This is a genomic window from Yoonia sp. (genome assembly GCF_017854565.1).
Taxonomy (GTDB): Bacteria; Pseudomonadota; Alphaproteobacteria; order Rhodobacterales; family Rhodobacteraceae; genus Yoonia.
In genome coordinates this window covers 1-12,712 of the sequence record NZ_JAFMHJ010000058.1, presented here as the reverse complement: position 1 = coordinate 12,712, position 12,712 = coordinate 1, and the positions used below count along the sequence as shown (strand labels likewise).

Here is a 12,712-nt window from a genome sequence, read left to right as displayed (position 1 = left end):
GATGGGTCTGCTCATGCCCTCCAGCTACCACACTGGATTCACTAGATGAATCCCTTACAGAATTTGTGCAACAGAGCCCTTTATATGCCTCAATCAAGGGGGATCGGGCCGCGCGCGCCTGAGCAACGAGTTGCTCGGACAGCCCATCTTCGACAAATGGCAGCAGTCCAGGAAGGATAATGAAATCGTCAAACGAACAGGCTGGCCGGTCTTCTAACCTACCATCCCTCAAGGCTTTTCTTTGGAGTTGAAATGCGCCATTTTGCTGAGATGAGCGTAGGCAATCTTCGTCAAAAAAGAACGCGTCAAGTGAGTGGTCTTGAATAACATCTTTGAAAGACTGCTTGGAGAAATCGCCCTCTTGCCCATCAAAGAGCCAGACGAGACTGACGCCTTCTTTCGAGTAATAAGCATGACGTTCTGATATTTCTGTCATGAATGTGCCAGACAGTTGCACCTCAAATGCAAACTCGCGACCATCAACTAACCGGGCGTAAACATCAGGAAAGCGGCCATGGCCACGTTCGTGGTGCTTGGGGAAGTGATATTTTTCGATGGCAACATGTTCAACCCTGCTATCGAATAGGAGGGCGTCGTGGATCATTGCTGTTAGTTTGTCATGCCTTGCAGATTTTTGCCTACCTTCATACTGCTGCGCTCTAATAGAACGCGGGTCGTCCGGTCTATCTGTTGTCCAGGGGCATTCTTTCCCGGCATCGCCATTGTGCTTGAAGTATGGAGATGAGCCGCTTCCGCCTGGACTGCGGGCAAATGTAATATATACAGGTTTTCCACAGCAGGCGCATTCAGCATATGCATTTTGCCGGCGAGAACGCGCCTCCGTGATCTTTATGCGCATTTCTCCGACCAAAATTATATCGCTAACCAACAAGTCAGCAATACGAACAACCTGACCGTCAGTTCCGACAATTGCGGCGAGCACTTGTCGCGTAATGGTACCAGAGGGGGGCAACATGCGACCCTGAGCATTCCCAGTTGAGTTCTGCTCCATGAAGCCTCCTGCAATAAGTTCACACAATGAGAAATAGCATTCTTGCAGCTATATATAGTTAGAAAGTTGTCTCATTGAAGCCAAATGCGCGAAGCCTAAACTTTGCAACCACACGAAGCAGAACGGCTGGGGGTGAACCCCGGCTTATGTATTAAACAAAAAGTGCATCACATCGCCATCTTTGACGATGTAAGTTTTGCCTTCGGCTTTCATTTTACCCGCTTCTTTGGCGCCTTGTTCACCACCCAGCGTCACGAAATCTGTGTAGCCGATAGTTTCGGCACGGATGAAACCGCGCTCAAAATCGCCGTGGATGACGCCGGCGGCCTGCGGGGCGGACGTGCCTTCCTTGATCGTCCAGGCGCGCGCCTCTTTTGGGCCGACGGTGAAGTAGGTTTGCAGGTGCAGCAGTTCATAGCCAGCGCGGATCAACCGATCAAGGCCGGGTTCATCAAGGCCCATTTCGCCAAGGAACATGTCGGCTTCTTCGGCGTCGAGCTGGCTGATTTCTTCTTCGATGCGGGCGCTTATCACGACGCTCGAGTTGCCCTGCGCGGCGGCCATTTCTGCGACGCGGGCAGACTGGCTATTGCCGGTGCCAGCGCTGTCTTCTTCGACGTTGCAGACGTAAAGCACGGGTTTGGTCGTCAGCAGTTGCAGCATCCGCCATTGTTTGGCGTCGTCGGGATCAACCGGGACGGTGCGTGCGGGTTGGCCCTGTTCCAGCGCAGTTTGGGCGGCTTTGAGCAGGCGCTCCTGCACTGCGGCCTCTTTGTCGCCGCCACGGACCTTGCGGGACAGGTTTTGCAGGCGCTTTTTGATGCTTTCCAGATCGGACAGCATCAGTTCGGTTTCGATCACATCGGCGTCTTCGACGGGATCAACGCGGCCTTCGACATGGGTGATGTCATCGTCTTCAAAGCAGCGCAGCACGTGGGCAATCGCGTCGCATTCGCGGATGTTGGCGAGAAACTGATTGCCGAGGCCTTCGCCCTTGGAGGCGCCTTTGACGAGCCCTGCGATGTCGACGAAGGTCATCCGCGTCGGGATGATCTGTTTGGAGCCCGCGATGGCCGCCAGTTTATCCAGCCGCGCATCGGGCACGGCTACGTCGCCGACGTTGGGTTCAATCGTGCAGAACGGGAAATTCGCGGCCTGTGCGGCGGCGGTTTTGGTCAGCGCGTTGAACAGGGTCGATTTGCCGACGTTCGGCAGACCCACGATACCCATCTTGAAACCCATGGCGGCTCTCCTTGAAACTCGTGCTGCTTCTAGGGAGCAATGCCCTACACCGCAAGTCGGAGATATGTTAAGATGATAATAAGGAGGATCATACAATGAAACCTACCCCATATCTTTTCTTTAACGGTCAGGCACGTGACGCGATTGCGGCTTATGCGGAGATATTTGAGGTCGCGGTTCCGGCATTCATGACAATGGCCGACGGTCCGCCCGAGATGGACATCCCCGAGGATCGTAAGTCATGGGTGATGCATTGCGAGATGCAGATCGGTGAAGGTTCGGTCATGCTGTCGGATGATTTTTCCGCCAATAGCCCCGCGATGGAGGGGTGTTCGGTCATGGTGTCGTTGCCGACGGCGGTCGCGGGAAAGGCAGTCTTTGACAAGCTTGCCGACGGCGGTGAGATCCGCATGGCTTGGGAACCAACGTTCTGGTCTGCAGGCTTTGGCACGCTGACCGACAAATTCGGCATCCGCTGGATGGTGACCTGCGACGGCATGGCCTGAGCCAGTGATTTGAGCCATTGATTTTTGGGCCCCCATGGCGCAAACGCATAGGTGTTTGACGACGGGGACCACGATGAGCAGAATCGACGCGAAATTTGCGCAATTGCGCGCTGAGGGCAAGAAAGCCTTTGTTGCCTATGTGATGGCCGGCGATCCGGATTATGACACTGGGCTGGAAATCGTCAAAGGTCTGTCCGCGGCGGGCGTAGATATCATCGAATTGGGCATGCCGTTCACGGATCCGATGGCGGATGGTGTGACCATTCAGTTGGCCGGGCAACGCGCGCTGGCCGGTGGCCAAACGCTGGAAAAGACGCTGAATTATGCGCGCGCGCTGCGTGAAACAGACGATGTCACGCCGATTGTCATGATGGGTTATTACAATCCGATCTATTCGCGCGGCGTGGACAAGTTTCTGGTGGACGCCAAGGCGGCTGGAATTGACGGGTTGATTATTGTCGATCTGCCGCCCGAAGAAGACGAAGAGCTGTGCATCCCGGCGCAGGCCGCGGGGATAAATTTCATCCGGCTGGCCACACCGACAACCGATGACAAGCGCCTGCCAAAGGTGCTGCAAAACACATCAGGATTTGTTTATTATGTGTCCGTGACCGGCATCACCGGCACCGGGGAGGCGCAGGCAGAAGATGTTGCCCCCGAGGTTGCGCGGATCAAATCGCAGACTGATCTGCCGGTGATCGTCGGATTCGGTATCAAAACGCCCGACGCGGCACAGTCGATTGCCGCTATTGCGGATGGTGCGGTTGTCGGATCGGCGATTGTTGCAAAAGTCGGGGCGGGTGAAAGCGTGGCCGATGTGCTTGCATTTGTAAAAACGCTCGCTGATGGGACGCACGGGGCCTGACGGTGCTGGCGTCTGCGCAGGCTGGCACCAAACCCCCACATGATATGTTCCCGAGATAACACTGATCTTGCTGCGCCCGATCACTATTTGTGTCCGGGCATCAGTTCTGTTGATCTTGCGCTGGAAATCGGTAATGATTCATTACCAATCCAAGGATTTTCCTATGCCGGTTATTACTACCATTGACGATCTGCGCCGCATATACAAACGTCGCGCGCCCAAGATGTTCTATGATTATACTGAAAGCGGTAGTTGGACGGAACAGACGTTCCGGGAGAATACGTCGGATTTTGACAAGATCAGACTGCGGCAGCGGGTTGCGGTTGACATGACGAACCGGACCACAAAGTCTCAGATGATCGGTCAGGATGTGGCGATGCCGGTTGCGCTTGCGCCGGTTGGGATGACCGGGATGCAATGCGCGGACGGTGAAATCAAAGCCGCCAAGGCCGCCGAAAAGTTCGGTGTGCCCTACACGCTGTCCACGATGTCGATCTGTTCCATCGAGGATGTGGCGGCCCATACAAAGGCACCGTTCTGGTTTCAGCTTTATGTCATGCAGGACGAGGAATTCATTGATAACATTATTGCACGCGCCAAGAACGCAGGGGTTTCCGCGCTGGTTTTGACGCTGGATTTGCAGATCCTCGGGCAACGTCACAAGGACCTGAAAAACGGGCTGACCGCGCCGCCCAAGCTGACGATTCCGACGTTGATTGATCTTTCGACCAAATGGCGCTGGGGTATCGGGATGCTGCAGACCAAGCGGCGCACCTTTGGCAACATCGTCGGCCACGCCAAGAATGTCGGCGATACCAGCAGCCTGAGTTCGTGGACGGCGGAACAGTTTGATCCGCAGTTGGACTGGGGCAAGATCGCCAAGCTCAAGGAGAAATGGGGTGGCAAGCTGATCCTCAAGGGGATTCTGGATGTTGAGGACGCCCGCAATGCCGTGAAGGTCGGCGCAGATGCCATCGTGGTCAGCAACCATGGCGGGCGCCAGTTGGATGGCGCCTTATCTGCGATCCGCGTGCTGCCGTCGATCGTTGCGGCCGTGGGCGACCAGATCGAGGTGCATATGGATAGCGGTATCCGGTCTGGCCAAGACGTGCTGAAAGCGCTCGCCTTGGGGGCCAAAGGCACGTTTATCGGCCGCGCATATATTTATGGGCTAGGGGCGATGGGTGAAAAGGGCGTGACCAAAGCACTTGAGATGATCCACAAAGAGCTGGACGTGACGATGGCGCTGTGTGGTCGCCGCGATGCCGCCACCCTTGACCGCGATGTGCTGTTGGTGCCGAAGAATTTCGAGGGCGACTGGGTCTGAACGCAGATACGGTGACAGCTGCAAAGGTGTTTTGCACCATTATGATAGCCGATTGATCCAAATCATTTATCAGGCGTGCGGGCGGGTCATACTGGTCCATGTTTTGGTGTGCCCTTAGCGGCCTGTCCAAGACCGCAACATGTTATGGGTTCATTAGGGAGTATTCACCATGCGTATTACGACAAGTCTGATCACGGCCGCCGCGTTGGCATTTTCTGCATCTGCTGTTCAGGCGGGCGGGCTGTCACCGGAAATTATGGAGACCCCGGTCGTCGTTCAGGACGAAATGGCTCCCGCCGGATCGTCGGTCAGCAGCGGCCTCATCATCTTGGGGATTTTGGCATTGCTGATCGCTGCGGCGTCCAGCAATGACAATGGCGGAACCGATGAGGTCATTACGGAATTACCGTCTTGAGGCACTCCAAGCCGCAGAGCGACGGGCGCGGGGTTAAATCCGGGCCTGTTCGGCGCGCAACTGGTGCGGTTGCCGTGCGGCCAGTAGTGCCAGCGGCACCGCGAGGATCAGCAAGCCCGCCACCCCCGCAAAGGCCACCCGCAGCCCAAAGGCCTGCGACATTTGCCCCATCAGGACCGGGGCAAAGAAGAACCCCGAAAATCCAATTACAGCCACCCGGCTGATCGCTTCGGTTCGCAGATGCGGTGCGACCAGTTTACCCACCAGCGCCAGTGCCAGCGGGCCGATGACAGACACACCCAGACCCAAAACGCCAAAGCCTACGTAGGCCGCGACCGGCGTGGCGGCGAAAGCAGCGATGATCGCACCTGTCGCCGCGATAAGTGCTGCAGTGATCACCACGTTGATTTCGCGCAGGCGTTCGGCCAGCATCTGTCCCGAAAACCGCCCCGCAGCCATTGTAAGACCCAGCATCGCTGGGCCAAACGCGCCCTCGGCGGCGCCGCCACCCAACGTGCGTTCGACGTGCAGGGCTGACCATGCCTCGACCGTGGCTTCGGACATGAAGGCGACCAGAACGATGCCGCCGCAAAGCATGATCGGCCAAAGCGGATAGCGCCCGCTGTCCCCCTCGGCCGCCGCGACAACGGCCACATCCATCCGCACAAAGGGAATCAACAGGGCGCAAAACAGGCCAAATCCAGCGAAAACCGGGACCGGGGGCAGCCCCACTTCGCGGGTGATGCCGACGATCAGGGCCGCCGCCGCATAGGCCAGTGAAAACATGCCGTGGTTGGCATTCATCAGGGGACGGTTGTGTTCGGCCTCAAGCTCGCTGACGCGCGCGTTCATGATCACGTCAAGCAACCCCGAGGCCAGACCGACAAAGGCCATCGACACCGCAAAGACCAGCGGTGCCGTGATCTGGCCGGGGATCAACCACGCGAGGGACAGCGCAATCACGCCCACCTGCATGCCCCGTCCGCGCAACATCCGGTCGGCCATGGGTGCCAGCCACATCGACGAAACCAGCCCTACGGCAGAGCCTAACAACAGCGCACCGAACAGCCCATCCGAGGCACCAAGCTGGGCCTTGATCACCGGGATGTAGGCCGCGAAACAGCCCCAAAATAGCCCCACCACAACAAAGGCTGCAGCGGGGCGGCGCGACACGGACAAGGCATTCAAAACTGACATGAGCAAAGGCCTGCCTGCGTTTAGTTTCCAAAGCAAGTTTCAAAGTGCGCCGGGTCGCTGATTGTCGCCTGCGTGTCCGTGCGCGCAAGACAGATAAGGGCGCGCCGTGTCTGTCATCAACCGTAGACCCCGGTGGGCGTTGCATCCGACGTGTCGGCCCCGGTCAGGCCGCGCCCTGCGCCACCCTGCGATATTGGGGGGTGACAGGGCAGCCGCTGAAAAACCCCCTTTTCAAACATGGTAATCCCCCCTATAGGCAGCCTTCTATCAGGACCGCACACCCTTGGAGGGCGGTCCATAACATATCGGAGAAATACTATGGCTGGTGAGATTCCTGATCTTGTCGCTACGGTACGGACGGGGACAGGCAAGGGGGCCGCTCGTCAAGCTCGCCGTAATGGCGACGTACCTGGCATTGTTTATGGTGGTGGGACTGATCCCGTCGCGTTGAACATTCCCTTTAACTACCTGCTGAAACTGCTGCGCAAGGGCCGTTTTATGTCGACGCTCTTCAACCTGAAGGTTGAAGGTCAGGACGATGTACGCGTGATCTGCCGTGGCGTTCAGCGCCACGTGGTCAAGGATCTGCCCACACACATCGACCTGATGCGCCTGAAGCGTACCAGCCGCGTGAAAATCTTTATTCCGGTCGAGTTTGCGAACGCAGACACATGCCCAGGCGTGAAGAAAGGTGGCGTTCTGACTGTTGTGCGCAACGAAGTCGAAATGGACGTGCTGGCCGGTGATATCCCCGACCACATCACTGTTGATCTGGCGAACGTACAGATGGGCGATGTCATTCACATCAGTGAAGTCACGCTGCCTGAAGGCGCCAAGGCTGTGATCGACCGCGACTTTGTTATTGCCAACATTTCGGCACCGCGGGCGCTTCTGTCCAGCGATGGCGACGACGAAGACGTTGCGGCAGACGAAGTGCCGACAACGGGCGACCAAGAATAAGCAAGCATTGACACGTCAACGCTTGGAAAAAGGGCATCCGTTGGGGTGCCCTTTTTGCGTTTTGGCCGGTGATGGCGGGGCATCGCCCCCAAATCAGGGCCTTATCCGAAATGGCGCGATACCTTGCCATGGTTGTGTCGGTGTCATGCCGCATCAGTCGAGAAATTCCCGCAATGTGCGCGCCAGTTCTTCCAGACCATATGGTTTGCGCAGGATTTTATACCCTGTCTCTTGCGCGGCCGCGTCCGGCGTATCGACCCGTTTTGCATAGCCTGTGGTCAACAATATCTTCAGGTCGGGCCGCAGGGCCGTTGCCTTGGTGGCGACATCAAAGCCGGTCATGCCACCCGGCATCACGACGTCGGATAGCACAAGGTCAATTTGGGGGTGCTGCTTGAGAAGCTCTATCGCTTTGGGGCCGTCGGACGCCGCGATGACGCGGTAGCGCAGTTCCTTGAGCCGTGTGACGGTCAGGCGGCGGACGTTTGCGTCGTCTTCGACCACGAGGATCGTTTCGTTGCGGGTCGCAGAGACCTGCTTTGGGGGTGCGTCTTTGCGGACCGCCGAGACCCCCTTGGTCGCCGGTAGGAATAGGTTCACGGTCGTACCCTGTCCCACCTCGCTGTAGATCGCAACATGGCCGCCGGATTGTTTGGCAAAGCCGTAAACCATGCTGAGGCCCAGACCAGACCCGGCCCCCGGTGCTTTGGTGGTGAAGAACGGCTCGAACGCGCGCGCCTGAACTTCGGGTGTCATGCCGGCCCCGGTGTCGGTGACAGACAGGCACACGTAGTCCCCCGGCATCAGATCGACCTGGGTGGCCGCATAATCGCTATCCAGCGCAATATTGCGGGTTTCGACCGCAAGTGTGCCGCCGTCGGGCATTGCATCACGGGCATTGATCGCAAGGTTTAAAATGGTGCTTTCGATCTGACCAGGGTCGGCAAGTGTCGCGTCAAGGTCGTCTGCCAGCCGGGTCTGGATGTTGATCTGCTCGCCAAGGGTGCGTTCCAGAATGGGCCGCATTGTTTTGACCAGATCGTTCAGGGCGACGTATTCCGGCGCGAGCGATTGGCTTTTTGAAAAAGACAGCAACTGGCTGGTCAGGGCCGCGCCAAGATTTGATGCCTCCAGCGCCTCGCTCAGCAGTTCGTGCAGATTGGGGTCGTCAGTGCGCATCTCAAGCAGCTCAAGATTACCAATCACAACCGTCAGAAGGTTGTTGAAATCATGCGCCAGCCCCCCGGTCAATTGACCGACGGCTTCCATTTTCTGCGCGCGCTGCAATTCTTCCTGACGTTTCCGATCATCGGTCAGATCGTGCATGATGCCCAGAAATTTCCGTACCCCGGCGACTTCGATCTCGGACACCATCAGTTTTACCGGCACGCGCGAGCCATTCTTGCGCACGGCTTCCATTTCACGGCCTGCGCCAATGACCTTTTTCTCGCCTGTCGTAATATAGTGGTCCAGATAGCCGTCGTGCCTGCTGCGATCCGGCTCGGGCATCAGCATGGTGACATTGTGACCAATCACTTCGTCCGCACGGTAGCCAAAGATACCCTCGGCAGCAGGGCTGAAGCTGTCGACGGTGCCATTTTCATCAATTGTCACGATGGCCTCGGGGGCGGCATCAAGGATGGCTCTGAGGCGTGCTTCGCGGTCTCGCATGACCCGATAGGTCTTTTTCTGCTCGGTCATGTCTTGCAGCGCCAAAAGGATCAGGTCGCCGTTTTCGAACGAACGCGCATTCACAATCATCTCTCTGGTATAGGAGCCTGTGACGTGCAAACTCAGTTCAAAGGACTCCACTGTTGTATTCTTGGGAATAATCCCTTCGAGAAGCGTACGTAATTGCGGAATGTCCCATTGGCCGTTTTGAATTTCGAACAGGCTCTTGCCGATAATGGTGGCTTCGCCATGCGCGAACAACCTGTCAAAAGAAGCGCTGACAGAGATGATTGTATAGCAGCCATCAAGAACAATCAGCGGCTCGCGAATGGTGGCGATCATGTTTTCCGCAAACTTCCGTGCCGCAATGTTTTCCTGCTGTAAAACCTTTATGTCCGTGATTTCTGAAAACGTGACCACGACGCCGTCGATTTTGCCACCCTGGGTGCGGTAGGGAAGGACACGCCGGATGAACCATCGGTTTGTTTGGTGCGCGACTTCCCGTTCGTTCGGCTGCAGGGTTTCAAGAACTTTTGTGGCATCCTGCAGCAAGGCCGGATCGTCGATTTTTCCGGTAATGTCGCTGAATGGGCGCCCGATATCCTTGCTGATCAGGTTGTAAAGTTCACGGACCGCCGGGGTGAAGCGTTTGATCCTGAACGAGCCATCCAGAAACAGCGTCGCAATGCCCGAACTGGACAGCAGATTGTTCAGATCATCAGATACCCTGCGTTCTTCATCAATTTTTTGCTGAAGCTGGGTGTTCAGGGTCGAAAGTTCCTCGTTCAGCGATTGCAGTTCCTCCTTGGACGTCTCAAGCTCTTCGTTGGTCGATTGGAACTCTTCGTTCATCGACATCGCTTCTTCGTTGATGGCCTTCAATTCTTCGGTCGAGCGTTCGAAATCGCGGATCGTATTGCGCAGGTCAGCGCGCGTCGTCTCAAGCTCTTGTTCAAGATGGTCGTGGTTGGACGTGCCATCGGTGGTCGCGACCGCAGGAACCGGATGAGGGGCAGGTTCATCCACAAAGGTTACCAGGAATAGTTTCACTTTATCCGCATCGACGGGATGGATCTTGATCTTGACTGGTACACTGACGCCATCTCGCATGATCGTGGCGGAACTTGCCGTTTCCACCTCCTCTTGCCGTGCGCGGCGGATTGCGCTGCCCAAGCGCGCGCGCAGACCCTGTCGTGCCATGGCCAACAGATCGCGGCTTGTTTCGCCCGATGGGACCCTGAGATATTTGTCAGTGGGGCCTTCAAAGTAAAGCGTCTCTGATTGTGCGTTGATCAGTACAGCTGCGGGGGCATATTCCGCGACCAGCACGCGTTGGCTGAGTTCTGACAACCTGTCACCAGTTGCTTTGGCCGAAACACCTTTCGAAACAAACCCCTTGTCGACAAGCCGACCTTGGAAGGCCGGGAAATCGATCATGCGGCCGTGCGGGGTATCCACACGTTTGTAGATACGGTATTTGGTTGAAAGCGGTTGGAACAGGGCCTCGTGGTCGGTGATTGTTTCCGACATGCCCAGGAACAACACACCCGGTTCGTTCAGCGCAAAGTGGAACATCTGGATTATGCGATCCTGTGCTTCCCGCGTTAAGTAAATCATCAGGTTGCGGCAGGAAATGAAATCTAGCTTGGAAAACGGTGCGTCGGCCAGAATATTCTGACTGGCAAAGACAATCGTATCGCGCAACTCTGGTGTGACGCGGTAATTGTGATCCTCTTTTGTGAAAAAGCGTTTGAGCCTTGCCGGTGATACGTCTTCGGCGATGGCTTCCGGGTAGACCCCTGACCGGCTGACCGCCAGCGCACGTTCATCAATGTCCGATGCAAAGACCTGTAGCTTGATGTCTTTGCGCAGGGCCGAGATTTTTTCAATCGCGAGAATCGCCAGCGAATATGCTTCTTCGCCTGTGGCACAGCCCGGCACCCACATGCGGAAGGGGCGTGCGGGATCATGCGACCTGACCAGATCGTCCAGCACCTCTGTCTCGAGGTGTGCGAATGCACCCGCGTCGCGGAAAAATGCGGTGACGCTGATCAAAAGGTCGCGGCAAAGATTCTGGGCTTCTTCAGGCGAATCCTTGAGCAGTGCAAGATAATCGCTTGGGTTTTCCATATGCTTGAGCGCCATCCGACGCTGAATTCGGCGCAAGAGTGTGCCATCTTTGTAGAGGTTATAGTCAAGCGATGAATAGGCTTTGAGGACAGCAATAATGTCCTGCAATGACCCCTTTGTCTGCTCGCCAAGCCCGTCGTTTTCTTTGCTGTTCTGGACGAACGGATGACGCACATAGTCGGCAATAATTCGCGGCATGTCTGCCACAGGAACAACATGATCCGCCGCGCCTGTTGCGATCGCACTGCGCGGCATCCCGTCATGCTGGGCCTCAGCGGGATATTGGACCAAGACGATGCCGCCTTGTTCCTTGACATCGCGAATGGCTGATGAGCCGTCACTGCCGGTGCCCGACAGGATGACGGCGATTGCATTGGGACCAAGATCATTTGCAAGGGACCGCAGAAATGTATCAATCGGCAGGCGGGTCCCGCGACGCTCTGTCGGCTCTGTCAGATGTAAAATGCCGTTCTTGATTTCGAGATATCGGTTTGGCGGGATGACATAGACGTGATCCGCCAGCACACGCATCTGATCGGCGGCTGGCGCGACCGGCATGGTGGTATGCGTCGAAAGAAGATCTGCCATCAGGCTTTTGTGATTGGGGTCCACGTGGTGGACCAGAACATACGCGGCGCCGGTGGTGGCCGGTGTCGCCTCCAAGAATGCGGTGTAGGCCTGCAGCCCTCCCGCAGACGCACCCAGGCCAACGACAGGCACGACCGCGTCGCCGCCTGACGCTATTTTGGGGTCAGCTTTTTTCGCTTTGGCGCGTGCGGGTTTGGCCCGGCCATTTGTAGGTGATTTTGTTGCTTTTTGCGCCATGTTACCCGGTGTCCACCCAAAGCTTGTTTTGCACCCCGAAGGTCAAAAAAATTGTCCGATCTGATGCGTCAACTGCGCCGTTTCGTAGGGGCGGTCGCGTCGCTAAGATAACATCAAAACCGCTTGGCTGGGATTAGTAAAGGGTAACTGGACATTCTCTTGGGGTGGCGTTGAATTGCGGCGGCACGCATGATCGGTCTTTGGTGTGAATCCATCGTTTATGGCTGCTATTGCACCAGTGCTGCGCCAAGGGATATTTTGCAGTCAAAGCGGAAACCGCAGCCTAACTGTCAGCGGGTAAATATCATGAACAGTGGAGGGACTCGAACGAGTTATGACTAAATCTGGTGTTTGGGCGGTTTGAAGGTTGGCGGCGTATCTGGTTGATTTGTTGTTGCGAGACAGCAGCCCGGCCAAAGGAAACACACCACCATGGAAACGACTAACATTGTTGATTTTGCGCGTCGAGACGGGATGACGGACGCGCTGACGGATTTGTTGAGAACGGGAGCCCAGCAATTGATCGCGACAGCAGTCGAGGCAGAGCTTGCCAGTTATCTGG

The 12,712-nt window shown here is 56.5% G+C and carries 9 protein-coding genes and 1 pseudogene; 6 read left to right on the top strand and 4 right to left on the bottom strand.

Going from position 1 to position 12,712, the window contains the following annotated elements; translation table 11 throughout:
- Positions 1 to 1,012 (bottom strand): DUF6035 family protein (locus tag QZ196_RS15725; RefSeq protein WP_296428134.1); only part of this gene is annotated, 1,012 nt, incomplete at its 3' end.
- 144 nt (positions 1,013 to 1,156) lie between these two features.
- Positions 1,157 to 2,254, bottom strand: a complete 1,098-nt coding sequence (ychF, locus tag QZ196_RS15720) for a redox-regulated ATPase YchF (protein WP_296428132.1) — start codon at positions 2,252 to 2,254, stop codon at positions 1,157 to 1,159.
- A gap of 95 nt (positions 2,255 to 2,349) precedes the next feature.
- Here ychF and QZ196_RS15715 point away from each other — a divergent pair, with 95 nt between their 5' ends.
- The 4 genes from QZ196_RS15715 to QZ196_RS15700 all read left to right on the top strand — a co-directional run bounded on the left by QZ196_RS15715 (position 2,350) and on the right by QZ196_RS15700 (position 5,367).
- Positions 2,350 to 2,760, top strand: coding sequence for a VOC family protein (locus tag QZ196_RS15715; protein WP_296428130.1), 411 nt, complete (start codon positions 2,350 to 2,352; stop codon positions 2,758 to 2,760).
- A 73-nt stretch (positions 2,761 to 2,833) separates the two neighbouring features.
- Positions 2,834 to 3,625 carry a tryptophan synthase subunit alpha gene (gene trpA / locus QZ196_RS15710; protein ID WP_296428128.1) on the top strand — a complete coding sequence of 264 codons (792 nt, stop codon included), beginning with the start codon at positions 2,834 to 2,836 and terminating at the stop codon, positions 3,623 to 3,625.
- A gap of 163 nt (positions 3,626 to 3,788) precedes the next feature.
- Entirely contained in the window at positions 3,789 to 4,952 is a 1,164-nt protein-coding gene (locus QZ196_RS15705) for an alpha-hydroxy acid oxidase (RefSeq protein WP_296428127.1), read from the top strand.
- A 169-nt stretch (positions 4,953 to 5,121) separates the two neighbouring features.
- A complete protein-coding gene (locus tag QZ196_RS15700; protein WP_296428126.1) occupies positions 5,122 to 5,367 on the top strand; it encodes a hypothetical protein in 246 nt (81 codons plus the stop codon).
- Between the two features lie 33 nt (positions 5,368 to 5,400).
- On the opposite strand, the gene QZ196_RS15695 is transcribed toward QZ196_RS15700, so the two are convergent.
- Positions 5,401 to 6,564 carry an MFS transporter gene (locus QZ196_RS15695; protein WP_296428124.1) on the bottom strand — a complete coding sequence of 388 codons (1,164 nt, stop codon included), beginning with the start codon at positions 6,562 to 6,564 and terminating at the stop codon, positions 5,401 to 5,403.
- Between the two features lie 318 nt (positions 6,565 to 6,882).
- Between QZ196_RS15695 and QZ196_RS15690 the strand changes: the two genes are divergently transcribed.
- The gene (locus QZ196_RS15690; RefSeq protein WP_296428122.1) at positions 6,883 to 7,524 is read left to right on the top strand and encodes a 50S ribosomal protein L25/general stress protein Ctc; all 642 of its coding nucleotides are present in this window, start codon (positions 6,883 to 6,885) and stop codon (positions 7,522 to 7,524) included.
- A 153-nt stretch (positions 7,525 to 7,677) separates the two neighbouring features.
- Here the strand turns inward: QZ196_RS15690 and QZ196_RS15685 are convergent, their stop codons facing one another.
- Complete coding sequence (locus QZ196_RS15685; protein WP_296428121.1) at positions 7,678 to 12,045, bottom strand: chemotaxis protein CheB; 4,368 nt, start codon at positions 12,043 to 12,045, stop codon at positions 7,678 to 7,680.
- 537 nt (positions 12,046 to 12,582) lie between these two features.
- Between QZ196_RS15685 and QZ196_RS15680 the strand changes: the two are divergent.
- A pseudogene (locus tag QZ196_RS15680) lies at positions 12,583 to 12,712 on the top strand (IS256 family transposase); the annotation flags it as partial.